Origin of the sequence: Rodentibacter genomosp. 1 (assembly GCF_001999285.1) — a bacterium.
GTDB lineage: Bacteria > Pseudomonadota > Gammaproteobacteria > Enterobacterales > Pasteurellaceae > Rodentibacter.
On sequence record NZ_MLHN01000007.1, the window covers coordinates 21,206 to 44,700 of the forward strand.

Here is a 23,495-nt window from a genome sequence, read left to right on the forward strand (position 1 = left end):
TGAGCTATTACGGTAGTATGTCGAAAATGCTCAAATCTGTTTTTTGGTTATTTTGTAGGGACATATTGCGTGTGAACCTTTCTCGAAAATCCGCCGCAGTTTGGCAAGTTCTAATCTTTTCAAACACCACATTTGCCTCCTCATATTCCTTATTCAAATAACGCAACCATTGCTTAATGCGAGCAACATGGTAAAAGCCCGAATCGTGAGAATTCTCCATTTCGGCATATTTTTGTAACATTGTCTGAATTTCTGTCCATGGCATTTTTGGCAGATTTGATTTTAAGACATGACTTAAATTTGGTATGTTTAATGCGCCACGCCCTACCATAAGGTCATGACAACCTGTTTTTGCAATACAATTTTGTCCATCTTGCCAATTCCAAATTTCACCGTTCGCAATGACGGGGATAGAGAGAGATTGACGAATTTCACCAATTTTTTCCCAATTAATGCGATCAGCCTGATAGCCATCAGTCTTTGTTCGACCATGAACCGTGATTTCTGTCGCACCGCCTTGTTGTACTGCATCGGCAATTTCAATAGCTTGGGAAATATCGTCCCAACCTAAGCGCACTTTTACGCTCACGGGATAGGATATCGGAACCGCTTTTCGTAGAGCCTGTGTTGCACGATAAATTAATTCAGGCTGTTTGAGTAATGCGGCACCGCCGTGGCTTCCATTGACGGTTTTAGAAGGGCAACCGCAATTAAAATCAATGCCGTGTGAACCGAGATTAATGGCACGAATAGCATTTTCGGCTAAGTAATCAGGATGTTGTCCAAGTAACTGAACCCGTACCGGTGTACCTGAAGGTGTGAAACCTTGATTTTTGAGTTCAGGGCATAAGCGATAAAAGACTTTTTCAGGAAGACACTGATCTACAACACGGATAAATTCTGTAACACATAAATCGTAATCGTTGATTCCAGTCAGAAGTTGGCGTACAAAAGGATCGAGTACGCCTTGCATTGGGGCGAGAATGACACGCACGCTTTATTTCCAGCCCTTTGATTTACAAATCAAATCATAAGCGGCCTGGATTTGTTGTGCTTTTTCTTTCGCCATTTCCATCATCTCAGGCGGTAATCCCTTCGCCACGAGTTTATCTGGGTGATGTTCATTCATTAAACGGCGATATGCCCGTTTGACCGTATTTCGATCATCGGATTCGTTCACACCCAGCACTTTATAGGCATCATTCAACGTTGGTCCGGAAGATTGTTGATAGGCGTTACGATTTTGTTGATATTCATAGTTGCCACGTTGTTGATATGCACCTTGTTGATAAAACCCTCCTTGAGTAAAAGCTCGAGCGGCCATTTCCATCGCAATCATTTGTTCAAATTGCATACGGGAAAGTCCAAGTTCTTCTGCAATGACATAAAGCACTTCTTTTTCGCCTTCATGTAATTGTGCGTCAGAGAATGCGGCTTGCACCTGTACATGTAAGAACATCCGCAATAAATCTGCACGTTGTCCACAACCAATACGAAATTCACGAATAACTTGGCGAATAGGGAAATCGGTTTCTTTGCCTCGGCGAAATGCATCTTGAGCAAGACGGCGACCTTGATCATCCAATTTCATTTGTGCCATTAATTGATTGGCAAGTTGAATGTCTTCTTCGGTCACACGACCTTTCGATTTACTCAAATGTCCCAGTACGGCAAAGGTTGTCTGCATAAAAAGTGCTTGGCGTGTTGTTTTTCGATTGAAAAAGCTTGAATTAACAGCCCCCAGTTCATAGAGCTTTTTATCAGCGATGGAGCCTAAAATAAGTCCTGCTATGGCACCAAAAAATCCGCCGATTTTCCAGCCGATGAACACCCCTAAAATTTTTCCAATAAAATTCATTCTGTCCTCTAAAAAGTGCGGTTGTTTTTGCGTATTTCCTAAAATAGCGACAAAGATCGATTTATCAAGTTTTATACGCCAAATTCTGCACGATAAGCACGCATTGTTGGCAAGTGATCACGATATTTTGGATCTTGTTCAATAAATTGCATTAAATCGTCTAAATCAATGATTGATAATACTCGACATTGGTAATCCCGTTCTACCTCTTGAATGGCTGAAAGTTCTCCTTTGCCTCGTTCTTTACGATTTAGGGCGATTAATACGGCTGCCAATTCGGCATTATTTGCCTGAATAAGTTGCATGGATTCACGAATAGCCGTTCCCGCGGTGATCACGTCATCCACTAATAAAATTTTTCCTTGTAGCGGACTGCCGATTAAATTACCGCCCTCTCCATGATCTTTAGTTTCTTTACGATTAAAACAGACGGCTTTATCAATACCGTAGCGATTAAACAATGCGACAGAAACTGTTGTACCAATGGGAATCCCTTTGTAAGCCGGGCCAAAAATAACATCAAAATCAACCGCACTTGCTTGAATTGCAGCGGCATAAAACTCACCCAATCGGGCTAAATCCGCCCCACTATTGAAGAGACCCGCATTAAAAAAATATGGACTTTTACGCCCTGATTTCAACGTAAACTCGCCGAATTTCAGTACCTGACGGCTGAGGGCAAATTCAATAAAATCACGTTTATATTGTTCCATTTTCTATCCTTATAAGCCTAGGGCTTCACGTTGTGCGGCAAAGATTTGATGGCAACCTTGTTTGGCTAATTCAAGTAAAGTGAGTAATTCCTCATGGCTGAACGGCTCGCCTTCTGCCGTACCTTGTACCTCAATCATACGGCCGTCTTCCATCATCACGACATTCATATCCGTTTCTGCCGCTGAATCCTCTACATATTCTAAATCACAAACGGCTTCTCCCTCGACAATCCCAACGGAAATCGCCGAAACTAACCCTTTAATTGGATTCGTTTTTAAAGTTCCGTTTTTGATTAATCCATTAATTGCGTCATACAATGCAACCGCCGCGCCGGTAATTGCGGCAGTACGAGTGCCACCATCTGCTTGAATGACATCGCAATCTAGGGTAATGGCTCTCTCACCCAGTGCATTTAAATTCACCATTGCACGTAAAGAACGGGCGATTAAGCGTTGGATTTCCATTGTACGTCCACCTTGTTTACCCTTTGTGGCTTCACGTTGCATGCGGCTATGCGTAGAGCGTGGCAACATACCATATTCAGCGGTTACCCAACCTTGGTTTTGACCTTTTAGAAAACGTGGTACGGTCTCTTCCACCGTGGCAGTACAAAGCACTTTTGTATCCCCAAACTCAACTAAAACGGAACCTTCCGCATGTTTAGTATAATGGCGGGTAATTTTAATTGGGCGAGGCTGATAATTCTCTCGATTATTCGGGCGCATTGAATATTCCTTTAATCTGTTAATAAAAAAGCGCACTATTCTAGCACGCTTTTGTTTTTCCTTATGGATTAGATCCCTCAAAATGACGAATTTTATTAAAGCTTTCTTTTAAATCCGAAGCAAAATTGATTTTTTGTATTTCCGGGGCGCTGTTTGACTTCACTAACATTCTCAAAGGTTGGAATTGCATATTGCATAAGTAAAGCTGCTGATGGGGGAGCATATGTTGTACGAAACGCGTGAGTGCATGAATCCCCCCTGTATCCAATACGGTCACCGCATCACACTGTAGCACAATATGTTTGATTTCGTGATCAGTATGAACAGTTTTATCGTGTAACTCCGCAAACAATTTGTCTGCTGCGGCAAAAAATAGAGGGCCACTGATACGATAAACCAAAACATCATTGAAATCCTCCGGTGAATTTTGCTCAATGGCTTTGGTCATTTCAGCAATCGTGCGAATAAATAATAGGCTCGCTAAGAGTACACCAACGGTGATGGCGATGACCATATCAAATAGCACAGTCAAAATTAAACAGGTAAATAATACGGTAAGCTCGTTTTTACTCGAACGACGGGCAAGGCTAATTATTTCATGTATGCTTGCCATATTCCAGGCCACGACTAAAAGTAGTGCCGCCATAGAGGATAGGGGTAAATAAGAAAGAGCTGGTGCAAAAAATAATAACGCAAATAATACTAAAAGGGCATGCACAACACTGGCAATAGGTGAGACCGCACCAGATTTAACGTTGGCGGTGGAACGAGCGATAGCTGCTGTTGCTGTAATGCCGCCAAAGAATGGCGAAAAGAGGTTTCCTAACCCCTGAGCTAATAACTCATTGTTTGAATGATGTTTGGTGTCTGTCATATTGTCTAGAACCACAGCACAGAGTAATGATTCAATTGCCCCTAATACAGCCATAGAGAAGGCCGCGGGCAGCAAGGTCTGTAGGCGATCAAAATTCCATTGGATCAATTCACCTTGAGCATTTGGCACATTCCACGGTAGGGAAAAATCGGGTAATACATTGGGAATTCCTTGTCCTATAGAGCCGTCCGGTAGCGTATATTGGAATGCAGAGCCAATGGTCTCGATATAAAAACCGAAATGCTGTAAGAGTAATGCCAGTATAGTTCCGATTATCACGGCTGGTAAATGACCAGGTATCGCAACACGTAGTTTATGCCATTGTGTTAATACTAATAATGTTGTGGCACCCACAATTGTATCTGACCAACTAATGGTTGGAAGTGCGGTAAAAATAGCATGAGTTTTCTCCAAATAATGAGCGGGCATTTGTTCAATCTTTAACCCTAGAAAATCTTTAATTTGTAGCGTCCCTATGGTAATACCTATCCCACAGGTAAAGCCCAGAGTAACGGGTAGAGGAATGTATTCAATTAGTCGACCGAGGCGGAATAGCGCCATTAAGATTAAAATTACACCGGAAAGTAAGGTTGCCATCAGCAAACCACTCAAGCCGAACTGCTGGGTCACTGGATATAAAATAACGACAAAAGCGGCTGTGGGGCCGGAAACATTGAAACGTGAACCACCGCTTAGAGCGATGATAATACCTGCAATAATTGCGGTATAAAGCCCATGTTGTGGTGCGACACCACTCGCAATCGCTAATGCCATAGAAAGAGGAATGGCAATGACTCCGACCGTTAATCCTGCAATGATATCTCGAAATAGTGATTTTTTCGTATAACCGAGTCGAAATGAATCTTTCAGTGCACTGAAAGGTTTTACGGCTAAAAACACATTTTTAGAAAACAATGATTTGAGGTGCATAAAAAAACAACAAGAGATGAATAAAATATCGCTATTTTAACGAAAATTTAAGAAGATTTTTATATTCTGGCTCAAAAAACTTGACTAAATTTCTGCAAATCTTTATAGTTTGCGCACCTCAACACGGTGAGATGTCCGAGTGGTTGAAGGAGCACGCCTGGAAAGCGTGTATGTGGGAAACTGCATCGGGGGTTCGAATCCCCCTCTCACCGCCATGTAGCTTGTCAAATAACGTCTTTTCTGTCAAAAAACAACGTAAAAACAACACTTTAACAACTTTCTATTTGTTGTTTTCGTTCGCTATTGTTTGTTATTGTTCGCAGCTTTAACCCCCAGAATAACCCCCACTAAATTTTAGGGCTTTTTACTGGGGGTTAAAATGCGGTAGTTTTTCATTTTATTGAGAGTTACCACAATGGCAAAACTTGTAAAACCTTTAACAAATACTACCATTCAAGCGCTTAAACCTAGCACAAAAGAGTATTCAAAATCTGATGGGCGAAATTTAAATATTCGTATTTTTCCAAATGGTGAAAAGATATTTTATTTTGTGTACAAATGGGCAAATAAGAAAAAAATTAGTTTGGGGGCTTATCCCACGCTTTCCCTTACTTTAGCCCGTCAATTGGCTGAAGAATGCCGAACGTTGCTATTACAAAATATAGATCCTTTGGAATATCGAAAAAAACAGCAATTAGAAACCGAAGAAAAGAAAATCACCTTTGCAGAAATGGCGATTAAATGGCGTGATAAGCGCTTGAAATTGGGGAAACTCAAGGCTCAAACCGTTAATGAGGCTTTTCGCCGCGTGGAGTTGAATTTATTCCCTAAAATTGGAGATTTGCCGATTGATGAGGCAAATTATGAAACTTTTGCGCTGGCGCTTTCACCGCTGAAAAATTCCAATACACTTTATAAAATCAATATTGCGATTAATCAGATTTTTAGAATGGCAGAGGATGAAAATTTAATCGTGAAAAATCCCTTTAGAAAGATTCACGATGAATTTACTTATGTGGAGACTAAGAATCATCCAACCATAACCCCTGAAGAATTTCCGCACTTATTCAAGGTTTTGCAGAATTCAGATGTTAAAAAACCGACCGCACTTTTAATCGAGTGGCAGTTATTGAGCATTTTGAGAAGTTCCGAGGCGGTGACGATAGAATGGGCTGATATTGACTGGGAGGCGAAAGCCTTACATATTCCGGCAGAGCGAAGAAAGGCGGCAAACGTGCGCATAGTGTTCCGCTTTCCTCTCAAGCCTTGAATGTGTTAGAGCAAATGCGCCGTTATACGGGCAACCGTAAATATGTATTTTGTAGTCGCGTTGCGCCTTATAATCGCCCTATGAATAGCGGTGCGGCTAATGTGGCATTAAAACGAATGGGATTTAAAGATTTGTTAGTCGCTCACGGCTTGCGCAGCATTGCCAGCACTTATTTACATGAATTAGATCGCTTTTCGTCTGAATCAATCGAATTATGCCTTTCGCATGAAAATAGGGGCAAAGTTCGCAAGGCGTATGATAAATCGAAAAAGTGGAAATCAAGACAGGCCATTATGCAATGTTGGGGCGATGAAAGACTAGATAATCTGTAGAAGCTCAACCCCAATCTGACAGCCACGTTTAAAATTACAGTATCTGTCAGATTAATTTGAGATTAAATCCTTTTCTACCCAAATGCGGTTTTCCATCAAACAATGTTTCCATCGATGTTTTTCTGCAGCACATTTTCCCTGATGGGTTTGATGTTGGTTATAATACACTAACTATTCATCTAAATCACTTGCAATGTACTCAAATCCGTATAGATTTTCTTGTGAAAGGAAGCTTGGTAAAATTCCTGCAAAATCGTCTTATGAAAGAGTTCACAAATTGTTAGTTTGTAGATGTTTCACTTTGTTAGTGTGTTCTATAATCGGCAATAATGTTGCTGACTGTGCATTCTAGGGCAATGGTATAAACCTTATCATTTCGTTTGAGAAACCCAAATACAGTGGCTTTACCCGTAGTTCCACGATCAAGTTTACCTTTACGATCACCACAGGAGTTATTTTCATCTGCTTTAATTTCACCTTCAAATGTTTCTAAGTAAAGTCTGTTTTGATAGATGAGGAGACGTCAACAATGAAAGTAGTATGCTGCAGTCGCTTTGTTTACATTTACCAACTCTGCTGTTGGTTCCACCGTCACTCAGGCAACAAACAGCTCAATGAGTTTATATTGTTTGCTCTGACTTAGACGACTTTTTCTCATTAGGATATTGCATCCTAAATAGAAAATTTGTCAGTTATCTAGGATAGTCCCAAGTTTTAAATGACAAAAGGTTTACTTGCTGATATATATCCTTCAAACAAAAAAACCCGGCTTTAAGTCGGGTTTTTTGTTTGAACGTATGAAGAAACTATTCAGCTACAACAATTACATTTAATGATGCGAATACTTCACCGTGAAGTTGGAAACGAACATCATGTTCACCAAGAGTACGAATTGGACCGTTTGGTAAACGAACTTCACTTTTACTGATTTCAACACCAGCTGCAACCACAGCTTCAGCAACATCACGTGTAGTAATTGCACCGAATAAACGACCTTCATCACCTGCTTTAGAGGTGATAGTCACAGATCCAAGCGCTTCTAAACGTTCTGCACGCTCAACCGCTGCGGCTAATGCTTTAGCTGCTTTTTCTTCTAATTCGGCACGACGTGCTTCAAAATGTTCAATGTTAGCTTTTGTTGCCATAACCGCTTTACCTTGCGGAATTAAGAAGTTACGGGCAAAACCTGATTTAACATCTACTTGGTCACCTACATTACCTAGGTGAGCAATTTTATCTAAAAGAATAACTTGCATTTGACCTTCTCCTTCTTAGTGATGATGTGCATCAGAGTAAGGTAATAACGCTAAATAACGCGCGCGTTTAATTGCACGAGCTAATTGACGTTGGTACTTCGCACGAGTACCTGTAATACGGCTTGGTACAATTTTGCCGCTTTCAGAAATGTAGTTCTTTAATGTAGCGATATCTTTGTAATCGATTTCTACAACATTTTCCGCTGTAAAACGGCAGAACTTACGACGACGGAAATAACGTGCCATTTGGCTGTCTCCTAATCTATAAATTCGATTTGCTCGGCATGTAACACTAATTGACTAAAACCTCTTGAAGTTTTATGTGAGGTAATGAAACCTACAATCAATAGTTGACTGCCGACCGTAATGCTTTGAGTTTTTTCTACTAATTGATTACCACTAATTTGAATGGGCATTTTTAACCAAGCTTGGCGTGATAAACCACTTTCGAACTGCTCGGAACGATGTTCCAACCAAAACCGGCAATGTTCAATGCCATTAGGGCTTTTATATCGCTTTGGTAATTGACAAACTGTGCCGATTAATGAAAAGCGATTATCAATTTTTGAATTACTCTTCAGCATCCTCAAAATCGTTGTTTTCAACTTCAGTTAAAACTTTACGATCATCTTTAGCTTTAACCATTGGGGACGCTTCTGTTACGGCGTGCTTAGTGTGAATAACAAGACTGCGTAATACAGCATCGTTATAACGGAAAGTCGTTTCTAGCTCGTCGATGACTTGTTGAGGCGCTTCTACATTCATAAGCACATAATGTGCTTTGTGTAATTTATTAATTGGGTACGCTAATTGACGACGACCCCAATCTTCTAGGCGATGAACTTGACCACCGGCTTCTTTAACAGAACCTGTGTAACGTTCAATCATACCTGGTACTTGCTCGCTTTGGTCCGGATGAACCATAAACACGATTTCGTAGTGACGCATGACTGCTCCTTACGGGTTAATCAGCCTTTGACGTAGATTAGTCACCAATCTGCAAAGGCAAGGAACGAAAAATTGAATGTGACTAAGGGTTGCGGATTATATCGAAATTTTTGTTTTTTGCAACCGATTTGCAGTTTTTTAGGCAAGAAAAAACCGATAATTTATATCGGTTTTCTTTTTCCATTAATTCCATTAAAACTAACGACTACGGAAAATAATACGTCCTTTACTTAAATCGTAAGGCGTCATTTCCACCGTCACTTTATCACCGGTTAAAATACGAATGTAGTTTTTACGCATTTTGCCGGAAATGTGAGCCGTCACGACATGACCGTTTTCTAACTCTACACGAAACATGGTATTCGGTAATGTTTCTAAAATTGTACCTTGCATTTCAATGCAATCTTCTTTTGCCATTGTATCCTCTAAAAAATAACTGATTTTTTTGACCGCACTTTCAGCGGTAATTTAAGAAAAACGGGCGGATTATAGCCGTTTTTGCGTTGAGGTGAAAGGTGAAAATCAAGTTGTGCTGAAAAAATAACCTTTTTGTGTAGAGAAGGATTCAATAGTTCAATGATTTACAAACCCAAATCACGTTCTATAATAACCGCACTTTAATAGAAGATAGAATATTATGAGCTCAAAAAAACACTTAGGGCATACCGCCCGCAAACGTTTCGGACAAAATTTTTTGCACGATAACAATGTCATTCAGAATATTGTGGCGGCGATTCATCCGCAAAAGGATCAATTTTTACTGGAGATAGGACCGGGACTTGGTGCACTAACCGAACCGGTTGCCGAACAAGTCGATCATTTAACTGTGGTGGAACTGGATCGTGATCTGGCCGAACGTTTACGCCATCACCCATTTCTACATCACAAAATTACCGTCATTGAAAATGATGCGATGCAATTTGATTTTGGCGAGCTTTATCGTCAAGAGAATTTGGTGGAAAAAGGACAAAAGTTACGTGTATTTGGAAACCTACCCTATAACATTTCTACGCCATTGATGTTTCACTTATTTCAGTATCATAACATCATTCAAGATATGCACTTTATGCTACAAAAAGAAGTGGTGAAACGTCTGTGTGCCGCACCAAATAGCAAAGCTTATGGACGATTAACCATTATGGCACAGTATTTTTGTCAAGTTATGCCCGTTTTAGATGTTCCGCCAAGTGCTTTCAAGCCTGCGCCAAAGGTAGATTCTGCAGTAGTGCGTCTTATTCCCCATGTAAACTTGCCATATCCAGTGAAGGATTTGTATTGTCTCAATCGTGTTTGTTCACAAGCCTTTAACCAGCGTCGTAAAACATTACGCAATGCACTTTCTACACTATTTTCTCCTGAAAATTTGACCGCACTTGATATTGATTTAAATGCTCGTGCGGAAAATCTCTCTATTGCCGATTATGCCCGCTTGGCGAATTGGTTAGCGGCTAATCCTCCTGCTGATGTAAACAAAAAAGATGAAATGGTTGAGTTTGAGTAATAGGATATGTAGTAAAAAAGAAAGGATTTATATCCTTTAGAAATGAAGTTGTGGGAATTAAAGTGTGGCGAAAAATGACCGCACTTTTTTATTTTTAACTTGCTAAAAAATGAAAAATCTCTAAAATGAACGCTCGTTCATTCCTGGGGTAAATGTTTCCCCTTTTTTATTTTCAAACCTAAGACTTTTTTATGCGGCACTCTAAAACAGATCTTGCCGAGCAAATTTTTATGGCGGTGGATTGCCTGATGGCAAAAGAGGGTTTAAATCAACTTTCGATGCATAAATTGGCAAAAGAAGCCAAGGTCGCAGCAGGAACGATTTATCTTTACTTTAAAAATAAAGATGAGTTGTTAGAACAATTTGCTAGGCGTGTGTTTGCTATGTTTATGGCAGCACTGGAGAAGGATTTCGATGAATCGGAATCTTTTTTTCAACAATATCGACGGATGTGGTGGAATATTTGGCAGTTTTTGCAAGAAAATCCGACGGTTTTATCAAACTTAAATCAGTATCAGTCTTTACCTAATTTTGCTGAACTTTGTCGGGAAATGGATAATAGTCGTTGGGATCATTTTTGTTTGCAAGCCAAGGCTGCAAATGAATTAGCGGATTTACCCGATGAGGTTCTTTTCCAGCTCAGTTTAAAAACGGCAATGACAATGGCATCGGATATTAAGTTTTTAAATGTGGGACTTACCCATGAAATTTTAGAATCTGTGGTTGAACGCTCTTGGCGGGCAATTCAGAAATAAGAGTAATTTTTTGTATTACGGAGCTTTAAACAACATGAGTCAAACTCAAATAACTCGACCAAAACGCTCGCATGTTTTCTTTATGAAAATTATTTTAGTAGTGTTTGTCTTAATTTTTGCCGGTGTTATCGGTTTTAATGTGTTACGTGGCATTATGATTGGTAAGGCAATTGCTAATATGCCGGAGTCTTCAAGTCCTGTTACTGCATTGGAAGTAAAGGCAAGCGAGTGGACTCCGGTGATTAATACCACAGGGCTTGTGCGTCCAAATCAAGGGGCGATGCTGAGCGCTCAAAACGCGGGAGCTGTCTCTAAAGTATTTGTTCAGAATGGGCAAATAGTTAAGAAAGGTGATTTGTTGGTTGAGCTTGATAGCTCTGTTGAACGTGCGAGCCTTCAAGCGGCACAGGCACAACTTCCGGCATTGCGCCAAACTTATCAACGCTATGCAAATTTATTGGCAAGCAGCTCGGTTTCCCGTCAAGAGGTGGATAATGCAAAATCTGCGTATGATGCGCAAGTGGCGAATATCGAATCCTTAAAAGCAACCATTGAACGTCGTCAGATTGTGGCTCCTTTTGATGGTAAAGCTGGTATTGTAAAGGTGAATGTTGGTCAATATGTGAATGTGGGTACCGAAATTGTTCGTGTAGAAGACACTAGCTCTATGAAAATTGATTTTGCGATTTCACAAAATGAGCTAGATAAATTGCATCTTGGACAACGTGTTACCGCAACAACAGATGCTCGCCAAGGGGAAACCTTTTCTGCGCGTATTACGGCGATTGAACCGGCAATTAATTCATCAACCGGTTTAGTGGATATTCAGGCGACTTTCGATCCGGAAGACGGGCGTAAATTGCTTTCCGGTATGTTCTCACGTTTACGTATTGCGCTACCGACAGAGATAAATCAGATCGTCGTGCCACAAGTGGCGGTGAGCTATAACATGTACGGTGAAATTTCTTATTTGTTAGAGCCGTTATCCGAAGAAGATAAAGCGAAATTTGCCGATAATCCAAAATTAGATTCACTCTATCGCGCAAAACAAATCACGGTATTTACCAAAGATCGCCAAGGGATTTATTCCCAATTACAAGGTGATGAAGTGAAAGTGGGTGATAAAATTATTACCGGTGGTCAGCAAGGTATTGGTAATGGCAGCCTTGTTGAGTGGATTAAGAAAGATATCGTTGGTGGAACCGAACCTGCGAAGAAAACCAATCTCTAATAGGCTAGGAAATACGAATGAAATTTACTGATATATTTATTCGTCGCCCTGTTTTAGCGGTTTCGATTAGCTTGCTTATCATTATTTTAGGTTTGCAGGCGATTTCGAAATTGGCAGTGCGTGAATATCCTAAAATGACAACCACGGTGATTACCGTGACTACGGCTTATCCGGGGGCAGATGCGAGCTTGATTCAGGCGTTCGTGACTTCCAAATTGGAAGAATCCATTGCTCAGGCGGATAATATTGATTATATGTCCTCATCTAGTGCGCCAAGCTCTTCAACAATTACTGTGAAGATGAAATTAAATACGGATCCCGCAGGGGCGTTGGCGGATGTTTTGGCAAAAGTGAATGCAGTGCGTTCAGAATTACCAAGTGGCATTGAGGATCCTACGGTGGCGTCCTCATCCGGAGGAACGGGGATTATGTATATTAGTTTCCGTTCTAACAAGTTGGATTCCAGTCAAGTGACGGACTATATCAACCGTGTAGTAAAACCTCAGTTCTTTACGATTGAAGGGGTAGCGGAAGTACAAATCTTCGGTGCGGCAGAATATGCGATGCGTATTTGGTTAGATCCGCAAAAAATGGCTGCTCAAAATCTTTCAGCTTCACAAGTGATGTCCGCACTTTCTGCTAATAACATTCAAACGGCAGCGGGAAGTGATAACGGTTATTACGTCAGCTATCGCAATAAGGTCGAAACCACCACGAAATCCGTGGAACAGTTAGGTAATTTGATTGTTGCCTCTAACGGTGATGATTTAGTGCGTTTGCGTGATATTGCGACGGTTGAATTAAATAAAGAAAGCGATAATTCTCGTGCAACTGCAAATGGTGGAGAATCCGTTGTATTAGGTATTAATCCGACTTCTTCTGCGAATCCATTGACCGTGGCTGAAAAAATCCGACCGCTTTATGCAAGCATTAAGAAGCAGCTGCCGGACAGTATGGAATCGGATATTCTCTATGATCGCACAATCGCCATTAATAGCTCTATTAATGAGGTGATAAAAACGATTGTTGAGGCTACGGTGATCGTATTAGTGGTGATCCTAATGTTTATCGGCTCACTGCGTGCCATTATTATTCCGGTATTAACGATTCCGATTTCATTGATCGGGGTGCTAATGATGTTACAAAGTTTAGATTTCTCTATTAACTTGATGACATTATTGGCATTGATTCTCGCCATCGGTTTGGTGGTGGACGATGCGATTGTGGTATTGGAGAACGTTGACCGCCATATTAAAGAAGGGGAAACCCCGTTCCGAGCAGCAATTATTGGTACTCGTGAAATTGCGTTACCGGTGATTTCAATGACCATTTCCTTGATTGCGGTTTACTCGCCGATGGCGCTCATGGGGGGGATTACCGGGACATTATTTAAAGAGTTTGCCCTCACCCTTGCCGGTTCGGTATTTATTTCCGGTATCGTGGCATTAACCCTTTCTCCAATGATGACGAGCAAATTGCTGAAATCCAATGCTGAGCCGACTTGGATGGAACGTAGAGTTGAACATACACTGTCTAAAATGAACAATGTGTACAACTATATGTTGGATATTGTGATGCAAAATCGTAAATCCATGGTGGCGTTTGCTGTGGCGATTTTTGCCACATTACCATTCCTCTTTAACTCGCTTTCAAGTGAATTAACACCAAATGAAGATAAAGGGGCATTTATTGCCATTGGTTCTGCGCCTTCTAATGTGAATGTGGATTATATCCAAGATGCTATGACACCTTATATGAAGACGGTTATGGATACACCGGAGGTATGGTTTGGGATGAGTATTGCGGGTGCACCAAGTTCGAACCAATCACTCAATATTGTGACATTAAAGGATTGGAAAGAACGCTCACGTAAACAACCGGAAGTCATGAACGAATTGAATGCAAAAGCAAAAGCTATTCCGGAAGTGTCGGTATCTGCCTTTAATTTCCCTGAGATTGACACGGGGGAACAAGGACCTCCTGTTGCTATCGTGTTAAAAACGGCACAAGATTATAATGCGTTGGCAAATACGGCTGAGAAATTTTTAGCCGCAATGCGGGCATCGGGTAAGTTTGTTTATACCAATCTTGATTTGAAATACGATACCGCACAAATGACGATTTCGGTAGATAAAGAAAAAGCAGGAACCTATGGCATTACGATGCAGCAAATTAGTAACACATTAGGAAGTTTCCTTTCTGCTGCAACTATTACCCGTGTGGATATTGATGGACGGGCTTATAAAGTGATTTCACAAGTAAAACGTGATGATCGCTTATCACCGGAAAGTTTCAAAAATTACTATCTCACGGCAAGTAATGGGGAATCCGTACCATTAAGTAGTTTGATTAGTATGGAATTGGAGACACAGCCGACTTCTTTACCTCGTTTTAGCCAGTTAAATTCTGCTACGATTCAAGCGGTACCAATGCCGGGGACATCCACGGGTGATGCGGTGGCATGGCTACAACAGCATGCCGATACGACTTTACCACAGGGCTATACTTACGATTTCCGTTCGGAATCCCGTCAGTTAATCCAAGAGGGTAATGCGTTGGCGGTCACTTTTGCATTGGCTGTGGTGATCATCTTCTTAGTGTTGGCGATTCAGTTTGAATCTATCCGAGATCCAATGGTCATTATGATTTCTGTACCCTTGGCGGTAAGTGGGGCGTTATTGACGTTGAATTTCTTATCTTTCTTTGGTACAGCAGGCACAACATTGAATATTTACTCACAAGTAGGCTTAATTACCTTGGTGGGCTTGATTACAAAACACGGTATTTTGATGTGTGAAGTGGCAAAAGAAGAGCAATTATTGCACGGCAAAAATCGCATTGAGGCGATTACCGCCGCCGCTAAAGTACGTTTGCGCCCGATTTTGATGACTACCGGTGCGATGGTAGCGGGTCTGATTCCATTGCTTTATGCCACCGGTGCTGGTGCGGTATCACGCTTTAGTATTGGTATCGTTATCGTTGCCGGTTTATCTATTGGTACAATCTTTACCTTGTTTGTCCTTCCGGTGGTTTATAGTTATGTGGCAACGGAACATAAACCATTACCGGTATTTGAAGAAAATGAAAGCAAAGCAGCGCATTAATAAAATACCTTAAAATTCAACCGCACTTTTGGAAACGAAAGTGCGGTTTTGTTTTTTTGTTCTCTTGTAGGGACACACTGTGTGTCCGTTATAAAAATTAAATTATTTCAATAGGTTAAAATGCGGACACACGCAGTGTGTCCCTAGGTTCTGTTAACATTTCTATTTTTGTGTGTTTGCTACATAATACCGAACGTTTTTTATTTTTTTGAGGCTTCGTAAAGTTTCATCGCCTCAGGGAGTAAACGGCGTAAGTTTTCTTGACGGTCTTCATCTGTTGGATGAGTCGATGCCAAGGCATCTAATGCCCCTTTTGAACCACCGGAAGCTTTTTTCATTTTATCCCATAACCCAGGGGCAAATTGCGGATTAAAGCCTGATTTTGCCATAAGCAATAAACCCACTTCATCTGCTTCGGTTTCAGCACTACGTGAATAAGGTTTATCTAATGCAAAATCTTTCGTTAGGCTAATCGCGATTCCACTTAAATCTGATCCCACAACAGTGGAAAGGGCAATATGCCCAATTTGAGCGGCAATGCCTGTGGCCATTCCAAAGTTCGCTTTCGCTTTACCGTGTTCTTTCAGGGCATGCGCCATTTCATGTCCCATGACGGTCGCAATTTCATCATCATTGAGTTTTAATGAATCCACTAATCCCGTATAAAACGCCATTTTTCCACCCGGCATTGCCCACGCATTTAATTCTTTAGACTTAATAACCGTGATTTGCCAGTTAAAGGGTTGACCGGTTTGATTTTCTTTATTGGCGTAAGGTACCATTTTGTTGAAAATTTGGTGAATCCGTTTTGCTGTTTGAGAAGTGGTATCCACTGCACCTTGAGTGCGAATTTTCCCCATTTCTTGTGCATAACTGGAGGCCGCTTGCTGATTGATTGAGGCTGAATCTGCGCAGGCATTGAGCACAAAAGCCGTGACAGAAGCAAAGGCAAAAGATTTGATGTATTTTTTCATTTGAGATTCCTATTGAGAGTACAAGGGGTAGAGATAGTGGGATTATAAGGAAAGCTCACTTAAATTGTCTAATAAAAAACAATTGAGTTTTGAAATTGTACTACTATAATAGTGCAAAACTCACTTCAAGGAATCATTTATGAAACAACAAAAATCCCCTTCGTTATTGGGCGGTGCGATGATTATTGCCGGCACCGCAATTGGTGCCGGTATGTTGGCGAATCCTACATCAACTGCGGGCGTATGGTTTATCGGTTCGATTCTTGCACTGGTTTATACATGGTTTTGTATGACGACATCCGGCTTAATGATTTTAGAAGCCAATTTGCATTATCCCACCGGCTCAAGTTTCGACACTATCGTCAAAGACTTACTTGGCAAAGGTTGGAATGCGATTAATGGTTTGTCCGTTGCATTTGTACTTTATATTTTAACTTACGCCTATATCACCTCAGGTGGTGGCATTACGCAAAATTTATTAAATCAACTGTTGAGTTCCCCTGAAAGTGCGGTTGAAATTGGACGTACTTTCGGTTCATTAATCTTCTGTATCGTCTTAGGGGCATTTGTATGGCTTTCAACCAAAGCAGTCGATCGTTTTACCACGATATTAATTGGTGGAATGGTGATAGCCTTTTTTCTTTCCACAGCAGGTTTGTTGGGGTCAGTAAAAATGGAAGTTTTGTTGAATACTATTGCACAAGGTGAGCAACAATATTTACCTTATTTATTGACCGCACTTCCTGTGTGTTTAGTTTCCTTTGGTTTCCACGGCAATGTCCCAAGTTTGGTCAAATATTACCACCGTGATGGCAATCGTGTGATGAAAGCTATTTTTACCGGTACCGGCTTGGCGCTCATTATCTATATCTTGTGGCAGCTTGCGATTCAAGGCAATTTACCCCGTGCGGAATTTGCGCCGGTGATTGAAAAAGGCGGGGATGTTTCAGCATTGCTAGAAGCACTACGTAAATATATTGAAACAGATTATATTGCGGTCATTTTGAATTTCTTTGCTTATATGGCAATTGCCAGTTCTTTCCTTGGCGTGACGTTGGGATTATTCGACTATATTGCGGATTTATTTAAATTTGATGATAGCCTAATGGGCAGAACAAAAACGACGTTGGTGACATTTTTACCGCCTCTACTTTTAAGCCTTCAGTTTCCTTATGGTTTTGTCGTTGCTATTGGTTATGCAGGTTTAGCGGCAACCATTTGGGCGGCCATCGTGCCGGCATTGCTTGCGAAGGCGAGCCGTCAAAAATTCCCGAATGCCGATTATAAAGTTTATGGCGGTAATTTTATGATTGGTTTTGTTATCCTCTTTGGCATATTGAACATTGTGGCACAAGTCGGAGCTAATTTAGGTTGGTTTGCGAGTTTTATGGGATAATGCTATCCCCATCTCATTCCAAGGGGCGTATGTATGTCATACGCCCTTTTAAATTTTATGACAGGAATCATATGAAAAATAAAACCAGCGTTTACGATACGGAGAACTTCTTTAAGCTTTATCAAAAACTTCGTGCTAACCCGATTAGTCTGAATGAAATTGTGGAAAAACCGACAATGCTTTCCCTTTTGCCTGAGCTTCAAGGTAAAAAGTTACTTGATCTTGGTTGTGGTACAGGTGGGCATTTACAGCTTTATCTGGAACAGGGGGCTCGTGCTGTTGTGGGCGTGGATTTATCCGCCAATATGTTAAAACAAGCGCAAATAGAGCTAGAAAAGTGCGGTCAATTTCACGGGCGTTTTTCCTTACATCAGTTAGCGATGGAAAACCTCGCAGATTTACCTGATGAAAATTTTGATGTTATCAGTAGTTCTTTTGCTTTTCATTATGTGCAGGATTTTCCGGCGTTATTGGCGGCAATTCATGCAAAATTAAAACCAAAAGGTACATTAGTATTTTCACAAGAGCACCCCATCACAACTTGCCATAAAGTGGGAGAACGCTGGGAAAAAGATGAAAATAAACAACAGGTAGCCTATCGCTTAAATTATTACCGTGATGAAGGAGAGCGTGATCGAAACTGGTTTAAGCAACCTTTTAAAACCTATCACCGTACCATGGCAACCATTATCAATCATTTAATTGAAGCCGGTTTCCAAATTGAACAAATGGCTGAACCTATGCTTGCCGAACAACCGGAATGGCATTCGGAATTTAGAGATTTAGAGCATCGTCCCGTGCTGTTATTTGTAAAAGCGAAAAAGAAAGAGGAAAAACTATGACAATCCCAATTCGTCATCTTGATGTGTTATTAGCATCAATGAAACCTGAACTCAATGAGGGCGCTTACTATTTTGCAACATTAAAACCGGAGCAAAATTTGCCCTCTTCCGCCCTGATTGCGACTATTCGCGAGAAAGAAGGTTTGTCAGTCGTGGTGACGGAAAAAACGGCGAAAGATTATCACCTTGATGTGCAATTTAAGGCCGCTTGGATTACGCTGACGGTCCATTCCGATTTAGCGGCTGTTGGTCTGACCGCCACCTTTGCTAAAGCCTTAGGCGAGGCGGAAATCAGTTGTAATGTGGTGGCAGGTAATTTCCATGATCATATTTTTGTCCCCTATGAACAGGCTGCACTGGCTATGGAAACCTTGCATACATTACAGCGAATATCTTCGGAAAATTGTCAAAAATAAACTGGAATTTCAGTGCGCTTTATGATATAAAACGCACCGCTCTTTTGCTGTTAAAAAAAGAGTAAATTTAAATAACACACACATATCGCTAAGGCTTCATCGGGGTGCCAAACGGTCGATGAGCTGATATGTGGAGGCTCAACCCCAATAAAAAGGAAAATATTATGGCACAAGTTTCAATGCGCGATATGATCAACGCGGGCGTACACTTCGGACACCAAACTCGTTACTGGAATCCACAAATGAAACCTTTCATTTTTGGTGCTCGTAACGGTGTTCACATCATCAATCTTGAAAAAACTTTACCTTTATTTAACGAAGCATTGGCTGAATTAACGCGTATTGCAAGCAATAACGGTAAAATTTTATTCGTTGGTACAAAACGTGCGGCATCAGAAGCAGTTCAAGCAGCAGCATTAGACTGTCAACAATATTATGTTAATCACCGTTGGTTAGGTGGTATGTTGACTAACTGGAAAACCGTTCGTCAATCAATTAAACGTTTAAAAGATTTAGAAACTCAATCTCAAGACGGTACTTTCGACAAATTAACCAAAAAAGAAGCGTTAATGCGTACCCGTGAGATGGAGAAACTTGAATTAAGCCTTGGCGGTATTAAAGATATGGCTGGTTTACCGGATGCATTGTTCGTTATCGGCGCAGATCATGAACATATTGCTGTAAAAGAAGCGAATAATCTTGGTATCCCTGTATTTGCTATCGTTGATACAAACTCTACTCCGGCCGGTGTAGATTTTGTTATTCCTGGTAATGATGATGCGACTCGTGCAATTCAACTTTATGTTACTGCAGCAGCAGCAGCGGTAAAAGAAGGTCGTGGTAACGAGACTGCAGTAGCAGAAGAATTAGCGGCGGCGGATGCTGAATAATTCAGGGTATTAAAATAAGGCGTAGCCCTTATTAATCAAAACGATTAATTGGCACAGGGGCGAAAATTGCCCCTGTATTTTTATCTAAAAAATGTGGTGAAAAATAACCGCACTTTCAGACAGAGGATTGGAAAAATGGCTGAAATTACAGCAGCATTAGTTAAAGAACTTCGTGAACGTACCGGTGCAGGTATGATGGAATGTAAAAAAGCATTAGTTGAAGCTAACGGTGATATTGAGTTAGCAATTGACAATATGCGTAAATCCGGTCAAGCAAAAGCAGCGAAAAAAGCAGGTCGTGTCGCCGCTGAAGGTGTTATCATTGCACGTGTTCAAGCCGGTTTCGGTGTATTGGTTGAAATGAACTGCGAAACAGACTTCGTGGCAAAAGATGCCGGTTTCTTAGGTTTAGCGAATGAAGTAGCTGACTACGCAGCCGCGAATAAAGGTACCACTATTGAGCAACTACAAGCACAATTTGAAGAAAAACGTGCGGCATTAGTGGCAAAAATTGGTGAGAATATGACAATTCGTCGTGTTGCTTACCTTGAGGGTGACGTGATTGCACAATACTTACATGGTGCGAAAATTGGTGTATTAGTGGCAGGTGAAGGTTCAGCTGAAGAATTGAAAAAAGTAGCAATGCATGTTGCCGCATCTAAACCTGAATTTGTAAACCCGGAAGATGTATCTGCCGAAGTAGTTGAGCACGAGCGTCAAATTCAAATTGATATCGCAATCAATTCAGGTAAACCAAAAGAAATCGCAGAAAAAATGGTTGAAGGTCGTATGAAGAAATTCACCGGAGAGGTTTCTTTAACGGGTCAAGCATTTGTTATGGATCCTTCAGTTTCAGTAGGTGATTACTTAAAATCTGTCAATACCAAAGTGACTAATTTCATTCGTTTAGAAGTAGGCGAAGGTATTGAAAAAGTAGAAGAAGATTTTGCAGCAGAAGTAGCGAAAATCACTGGTGGTAACGCTTAATTTTTCTGTTTTTGAATATAAAGCCGATAGTTATTATCGGCTTTTTTGTTATTTATACTGTCGAGGGCGAATATCAATCGCCGGATCTGTATCTTTACGGTACTTTTCATCAATACGTTTTTGTAAGCCTGAGTCATCTTTATCATCTTCACTGGAAAATAAATTTTCTTCATCAGTGAGTTTTGAGTTTTTAATTCCCATCCAATTTGCGATGCCTTCTAAAAAATTTAGTCCCGATTTAAACACTTTGTATTCTTTGCGTTCAATGTCATCAGAGGAAATTTTAAAGAGGGGAACATCGTGGTGCTGACGACTAAAACAGTTTTGATTAAACAATATATTGTGTTTTTCATCTTGTTGGTGGCATAGTCCATGATCGGAGAGATAGATCATTGAGAAAGTACGGTGATTTTGGTGTTCATTTTCTTGAAGCTGTTCATAAACTTGTTTTAGAAAATCATCAGTTTTTTTGATGGAAGAAATATAGCAGTTTAAGTAGGTATGGTTAGGTTCAATATTTTCATCTTTAAATATTTTCGGATAGTCTTCCACACGATCGCAGGCAAGTGGGTGAGATCCGTAAATATGTAATACAATGAAACGTTTACCTTGTATTGGATCTGCTAATACTTGAGATAATTTGGGCAATAAATCAAAATCACTGTAGTTAGTTGAATTAAAGCTCCCCCCTTTTTTGAGAAAAAATGTTTCATCAGCTTTTGAGGCGAGAGAGGAAACGGGGGTATCGAACTCCCCTAATAACCCTTGATTTGATAGCCAATAAGTTTTGATACCGGCTGATTTGACCAAATCAACTAAACTTAATTCATAGTTTGGTTCCCATTTTTCTTTGTTTGGTAGAGTGAGCATTAAACGTAAAGAGGAAACAGTGTTGGTACCGGCAGACCGGAAGCCATCAATTAGAGTGCCTTTGGCACTAGACATAAATGGCGTATTGTTAATAGGGTATCCGTAAGCATGGTGATAGTCTTTGCGTGCACTTTCTCCAAGCACTATCACATAATCATCATAGCGAGAATGTTCTAGTGTTGATTCCCCCCATTTAGCTGACAGTGACATTTGTTTTAATTTCTTCATTTCGTCATAAACATTTAATGTGGCGCTGAGGGTTTCTTTTATTGGCTCTGACAGCGGGAGATGATATGTAAAGAGTAAAGTAGTTAATACGATAAAGGTTTTATTTCGATAAAATTTGATGTTAAATTTGACCGCACTTTTGTATTGTATCAACACTAAAATAGGAATGCTGAGGGCGATAAAGTAGCTACTAAGGGGAATTTGTAATAGAAATTCTTTGGTTTCCAAGAGATCCGTGGAGAAAACAGAAGCGATATATTGGTAGCTCGGCGCACCAAAATTTAGTCCTGTTGGCGTGTAAAGTGCATGAATAAAAGCAAGAGGTAACATAATAAAGTAAAATGCTTTTTTGCTGCAGCTTAATAATAAAATAGTCACACTCGTGAGAAAGATGATTCCAATACTTGGTTTGGGAAACATTCCGGAACCGATCAACATCAAATAGCCTGCGAGAGTGGCACAGGAAAAAACAAAAAGTGCGGTTAAAATTGGTTGTATTTTTTGTACGTTCATATTTTCTTTATTAAGCATAGTAATGCTGCTTATTATCCATCTTTCAATCAGAATTTCCATCTTTAACTTCTTCACTCTTGTTTCGTTATTCTATAAAATAAGTCAATTTTTTTAAGCCAAAAAGGAAAAGACAATGAGCCAACCAATTTACAAACGTATTTTATTGAAATTAAGCGGTGAAGCATTACAGGGTGATGAAGGATTTGGTATTGATCCTTCCATTCTTGATCGTATGGCGTTGGAGATCAAAGAATTAGTCGAAATGGGCGTAGAAGTTGGTGTGGTATTAGGCGGTGGAAACTTGTTTCGTGGTGCGAAACTAGCCAAAGCCGGTATGAATCGTGTCGTGGGCGATCATATGGGAATGCTTGCTACCGTGATGAATGGATTAGCGATGCGTGATGCGTTACATCGTGCAGATGTGAATGCGAAGTTGATGTCGGCTTTCCAATTAAACGGTATTTGCGATACTTATAATTGGTCTGAGGCGATTAAGATGTTGAGAGAAAAACGTGTGGTGATTTTCTCGGCAGGAACAGGTAGCCCATTTTTCACGACTGATTCAGCAGCTTGTTTACGTGGTATTGAAATTGAGGCTGATGTCGTGTTAAAAGCAACAAAAGTGGATGGGGTATATGATTGTGATCCTGCGAAAAATCCGGAAGCGAAGTTGTATCACAATCTTTCTTATGCGGAAGTAATTGATAAAGAATTGCAGGTAATGGATTTGGCGGCATTTACACTAGCACGGGATCACGGTATGCCGATTCGTGTGTTTAATATGTGTAAATCGGGTGCATTACGTAATGTCGTGCTAGGAACTGAGGAAGGTACAACAATTTGTTAATCAGATTGTAATATAAAAAACGGTAGATTAAGTT

24 protein-coding genes, 1 tRNA gene and 2 pseudogenes are annotated in these 23,495 nt (G+C 40.5%); 13 read left to right on the forward strand and 14 right to left on the reverse strand.

Annotated features, from left to right (window positions below; genetic code table 11):
• Positions 1–7: 7 nt before the first annotated feature.
• The 5 genes from dusC to dauA all read right to left on the reverse strand — a co-directional run bounded on the left by dusC (position 8) and on the right by dauA (position 5,101).
• Positions 8–994, reverse strand: a complete 987-nt coding sequence (gene dusC / locus BKK54_RS03445; RefSeq protein WP_077541536.1) for a tRNA dihydrouridine(16) synthase DusC — start codon at positions 992–994, stop codon at positions 8–10.
• A 3-nt stretch (positions 995–997) separates the two neighbouring features.
• Entirely contained in the window at positions 998–1,858 is an 861-nt protein-coding gene (gene djlA, locus BKK54_RS03450) for a co-chaperone DjlA (protein ID WP_077541538.1), read from the reverse strand.
• Positions 1,859–1,929: 71 nt separating this feature from the next.
• Positions 1,930–2,571, reverse strand: a complete 642-nt coding sequence (gene pyrE / locus BKK54_RS03455; RefSeq protein ID WP_077541540.1) for an orotate phosphoribosyltransferase — start codon at positions 2,569–2,571, stop codon at positions 1,930–1,932.
• 9 nt (positions 2,572–2,580) lie between these two features.
• Complete coding sequence (gene rph, locus BKK54_RS03460) at positions 2,581–3,297, reverse strand: ribonuclease PH (RefSeq protein ID WP_077541542.1); 717 nt, start codon at positions 3,295–3,297, stop codon at positions 2,581–2,583.
• 61 nt (positions 3,298–3,358) lie between these two features.
• Entirely contained in the window at positions 3,359–5,101 is a 1,743-nt protein-coding gene (dauA, locus tag BKK54_RS03465) for a C4-dicarboxylic acid transporter DauA (protein ID WP_077541544.1), read from the reverse strand.
• Between the two features lie 125 nt (positions 5,102–5,226).
• On the opposite strand from dauA, the gene BKK54_RS03470 reads away from it, so the two are divergent.
• The 3 genes from BKK54_RS03470 to BKK54_RS11990 all read left to right on the forward strand — a co-directional run bounded on the left by BKK54_RS03470 (position 5,227) and on the right by BKK54_RS11990 (position 6,703).
• A tRNA-Ser gene (locus BKK54_RS03470) sits at positions 5,227–5,316 on the forward strand.
• Between the two features lie 200 nt (positions 5,317–5,516).
• Positions 5,517–6,371: a tyrosine-type recombinase/integrase gene (locus tag BKK54_RS03475; RefSeq protein WP_244153095.1), complete on the forward strand. Its 855-nt coding sequence runs from the start codon at positions 5,517–5,519 to the stop codon at positions 6,369–6,371.
• 14 nt (positions 6,372–6,385) lie between these two features.
• Positions 6,386–6,703, forward strand: a complete 318-nt coding sequence (locus BKK54_RS11990) for a tyrosine-type recombinase/integrase (protein ID WP_347876293.1) — start codon at positions 6,386–6,388, stop codon at positions 6,701–6,703.
• Between the two features lie 51 nt (positions 6,704–6,754).
• Here BKK54_RS11990 and BKK54_RS11910 read toward each other — a convergent pair.
• The 7 genes and pseudogenes from BKK54_RS11910 to infA form a co-directional block, all read right to left on the reverse strand.
• Positions 6,755–6,981 (reverse strand): annotated as a pseudogene (locus BKK54_RS11910) (IS481 family transposase); the annotation flags it as partial.
• Positions 6,982–7,003: 22 nt separating this feature from the next.
• Positions 7,004–7,361, reverse strand: a pseudogene (locus tag BKK54_RS03480) (IS1595 family transposase); the annotation flags it as partial.
• Between the two features lie 148 nt (positions 7,362–7,509).
• On the reverse strand, positions 7,510–7,959 hold the full coding sequence (rplI, locus tag BKK54_RS03485) for a 50S ribosomal protein L9 (protein WP_077541546.1): 450 nt from the start codon (positions 7,957–7,959) through the stop codon (positions 7,510–7,512).
• Positions 7,960–7,974: 15 nt separating this feature from the next.
• A complete protein-coding gene (gene rpsR / locus BKK54_RS03490) occupies positions 7,975–8,205 on the reverse strand; it encodes a 30S ribosomal protein S18 (RefSeq protein ID WP_018355466.1) in 231 nt (76 codons plus the stop codon).
• Positions 8,206–8,216: 11 nt separating this feature from the next.
• The gene (priB, locus tag BKK54_RS03495) at positions 8,217–8,543 is read right to left on the reverse strand and encodes a primosomal replication protein N (RefSeq protein WP_077541548.1); all 327 of its coding nucleotides are present in this window, start codon (positions 8,541–8,543) and stop codon (positions 8,217–8,219) included.
• Positions 8,530–8,907: a 30S ribosomal protein S6 gene (gene rpsF / locus BKK54_RS03500; protein ID WP_077541550.1), complete on the reverse strand. Its 378-nt coding sequence runs from the start codon at positions 8,905–8,907 to the stop codon at positions 8,530–8,532. Before rpsF ends, priB begins: the two co-directional genes overlap by 14 nt.
• A 198-nt stretch (positions 8,908–9,105) precedes the next feature.
• Positions 9,106–9,324 carry a translation initiation factor IF-1 gene (infA, locus tag BKK54_RS03505; protein WP_005627617.1) on the reverse strand — a complete coding sequence of 73 codons (219 nt, stop codon included), beginning with the start codon at positions 9,322–9,324 and terminating at the stop codon, positions 9,106–9,108.
• Positions 9,325–9,544: 220 nt separating this feature from the next.
• Between infA and rsmA the strand changes: the two genes are divergently transcribed.
• From rsmA to acrB, 4 genes are all read left to right on the forward strand, one after another.
• On the forward strand, positions 9,545–10,408 hold the full coding sequence (rsmA, locus tag BKK54_RS03510; protein WP_077541552.1) for a 16S rRNA (adenine(1518)-N(6)/adenine(1519)-N(6))-dimethyltransferase RsmA: 864 nt from the start codon (positions 9,545–9,547) through the stop codon (positions 10,406–10,408).
• A 191-nt stretch (positions 10,409–10,599) separates the two neighbouring features.
• Positions 10,600–11,163, forward strand: coding sequence for an efflux transporter AcrAB transcriptional repressor AcrR (gene acrR, locus BKK54_RS03515; protein ID WP_077541554.1), 564 nt, complete (start codon positions 10,600–10,602; stop codon positions 11,161–11,163).
• A 34-nt stretch (positions 11,164–11,197) separates the two neighbouring features.
• Positions 11,198–12,394 carry a multidrug efflux RND transporter periplasmic adaptor subunit AcrA gene (acrA, locus tag BKK54_RS03520; RefSeq protein WP_077541556.1) on the forward strand — a complete coding sequence of 399 codons (1,197 nt, stop codon included), beginning with the start codon at positions 11,198–11,200 and terminating at the stop codon, positions 12,392–12,394.
• Between the two features lie 17 nt (positions 12,395–12,411).
• On the forward strand, positions 12,412–15,498 hold the full coding sequence (gene acrB, locus BKK54_RS03525; protein ID WP_077541558.1) for a multidrug efflux RND transporter permease subunit AcrB: 3,087 nt from the start codon (positions 12,412–12,414) through the stop codon (positions 15,496–15,498).
• Between the two features lie 200 nt (positions 15,499–15,698).
• On the opposite strand, the gene BKK54_RS03530 is transcribed toward acrB, so the two are convergent.
• Positions 15,699–16,472, reverse strand: a complete 774-nt coding sequence (locus tag BKK54_RS03530) for a M48 family metallopeptidase (protein ID WP_077541560.1) — start codon at positions 16,470–16,472, stop codon at positions 15,699–15,701.
• Between the two features lie 139 nt (positions 16,473–16,611).
• Here BKK54_RS03530 and mtr point away from each other — a divergent pair, with 139 nt between their 5' ends.
• The 5 genes from mtr to tsf all read left to right on the forward strand — a co-directional run bounded on the left by mtr (position 16,612) and on the right by tsf (position 21,003).
• Complete coding sequence (mtr, locus tag BKK54_RS03535; RefSeq protein ID WP_077541562.1) at positions 16,612–17,868, forward strand: tryptophan permease; 1,257 nt, start codon at positions 16,612–16,614, stop codon at positions 17,866–17,868.
• 71 nt (positions 17,869–17,939) lie between these two features.
• Positions 17,940–18,710, forward strand: a complete 771-nt coding sequence (locus BKK54_RS03540; RefSeq protein WP_077541564.1) for a class I SAM-dependent methyltransferase — start codon at positions 17,940–17,942, stop codon at positions 18,708–18,710.
• Positions 18,707–19,126 (forward strand): ACT domain-containing protein, encoded by a 420-nt coding sequence (locus BKK54_RS03545; protein WP_077541566.1) that lies wholly within the window; start codon positions 18,707–18,709, stop codon positions 19,124–19,126. Before BKK54_RS03540 ends, BKK54_RS03545 begins: the two co-directional genes overlap by 4 nt.
• A gap of 164 nt (positions 19,127–19,290) precedes the next feature.
• Entirely contained in the window at positions 19,291–20,016 is a 726-nt protein-coding gene (rpsB, locus tag BKK54_RS03550) for a 30S ribosomal protein S2 (RefSeq protein WP_077541568.1), read from the forward strand.
• Between the two features lie 135 nt (positions 20,017–20,151).
• Complete coding sequence (gene tsf, locus BKK54_RS03555; protein WP_077541570.1) at positions 20,152–21,003, forward strand: translation elongation factor Ts; 852 nt, start codon at positions 20,152–20,154, stop codon at positions 21,001–21,003.
• A gap of 48 nt (positions 21,004–21,051) precedes the next feature.
• Here tsf and BKK54_RS03560 read toward each other — a convergent pair whose 3' ends face one another.
• Positions 21,052–22,614, reverse strand: coding sequence for a phosphoethanolamine transferase (locus tag BKK54_RS03560; RefSeq protein ID WP_077541755.1), 1,563 nt, complete (start codon positions 22,612–22,614; stop codon positions 21,052–21,054).
• A 133-nt stretch (positions 22,615–22,747) separates the two neighbouring features.
• Here BKK54_RS03560 and pyrH point away from each other — a divergent pair, with 133 nt between their 5' ends.
• Positions 22,748–23,461, forward strand: coding sequence for a UMP kinase (gene pyrH, locus BKK54_RS03565; RefSeq protein WP_077541572.1), 714 nt, complete (start codon positions 22,748–22,750; stop codon positions 23,459–23,461).
• Positions 23,462–23,495 lie beyond the last annotated feature (34 nt).

Bases quoted from the DNA above. Each gene is read 5' to 3' on its own strand.
- rpsB (WP_077541568.1), top strand. From the start codon at position 19,291: ATGGCACAAGTTTCAATGCGCGATATGATCAACGCGGGCGTACACTTC.
- BKK54_RS11990 (WP_347876293.1), top strand. From the start codon at position 6,386: ATGCGCCGTTATACGGGCAACCGTAAATATGTATTTTGTAGTCGCGTT.
- rpsR (WP_018355466.1), bottom strand. From the start codon at position 8,205: ATGGCACGTTATTTCCGTCGTCGTAAGTTCTGCCGTTTTACAGCGGAA.
- acrB (WP_077541558.1), top strand. From the start codon at position 12,412: ATGAAATTTACTGATATATTTATTCGTCGCCCTGTTTTAGCGGTTTCG.
- BKK54_RS03475 (WP_244153095.1), top strand. From the start codon at position 5,517: ATGGCAAAACTTGTAAAACCTTTAACAAATACTACCATTCAAGCGCTT.
- acrR (WP_077541554.1), top strand. From the start codon at position 10,600: ATGCGGCACTCTAAAACAGATCTTGCCGAGCAAATTTTTATGGCGGTG.
- BKK54_RS03530 (WP_077541560.1), bottom strand. From the start codon at position 16,472: ATGAAAAAATACATCAAATCTTTTGCCTTTGCTTCTGTCACGGCTTTT.
- acrA (WP_077541556.1), top strand. From the start codon at position 11,198: ATGAGTCAAACTCAAATAACTCGACCAAAACGCTCGCATGTTTTCTTT.
- priB (WP_077541548.1), bottom strand. From the start codon at position 8,543: ATGCTGAAGAGTAATTCAAAAATTGATAATCGCTTTTCATTAATCGGC.
- BKK54_RS03560 (WP_077541755.1), bottom strand. From the start codon at position 22,614: ATGAACGTACAAAAAATACAACCAATTTTAACCGCACTTTTTGTTTTT.
- djlA (WP_077541538.1), bottom strand. From the start codon at position 1,858: ATGAATTTTATTGGAAAAATTTTAGGGGTGTTCATCGGCTGGAAAATC.
- rsmA (WP_077541552.1), top strand. From the start codon at position 9,545: ATGAGCTCAAAAAAACACTTAGGGCATACCGCCCGCAAACGTTTCGGA.
- dauA (WP_077541544.1), bottom strand. From the start codon at position 5,101: ATGCACCTCAAATCATTGTTTTCTAAAAATGTGTTTTTAGCCGTAAAA.
- BKK54_RS03540 (WP_077541564.1), top strand. From the start codon at position 17,940: ATGAAAAATAAAACCAGCGTTTACGATACGGAGAACTTCTTTAAGCTT.
- infA (WP_005627617.1), bottom strand. From the start codon at position 9,324: ATGGCAAAAGAAGATTGCATTGAAATGCAAGGTACAATTTTAGAAACA.
- pyrE (WP_077541540.1), bottom strand. From the start codon at position 2,571: ATGGAACAATATAAACGTGATTTTATTGAATTTGCCCTCAGCCGTCAG.
- rplI (WP_077541546.1), bottom strand. From the start codon at position 7,959: ATGCAAGTTATTCTTTTAGATAAAATTGCTCACCTAGGTAATGTAGGT.
- rph (WP_077541542.1), bottom strand. From the start codon at position 3,297: ATGCGCCCGAATAATCGAGAGAATTATCAGCCTCGCCCAATTAAAATT.
- pyrH (WP_077541572.1), top strand. From the start codon at position 22,748: ATGAGCCAACCAATTTACAAACGTATTTTATTGAAATTAAGCGGTGAA.
- tsf (WP_077541570.1), top strand. From the start codon at position 20,152: ATGGCTGAAATTACAGCAGCATTAGTTAAAGAACTTCGTGAACGTACC.
- mtr (WP_077541562.1), top strand. From the start codon at position 16,612: ATGAAACAACAAAAATCCCCTTCGTTATTGGGCGGTGCGATGATTATT.
- rpsF (WP_077541550.1), bottom strand. From the start codon at position 8,907: ATGCGTCACTACGAAATCGTGTTTATGGTTCATCCGGACCAAAGCGAG.
- BKK54_RS03545 (WP_077541566.1), top strand. From the start codon at position 18,707: ATGACAATCCCAATTCGTCATCTTGATGTGTTATTAGCATCAATGAAA.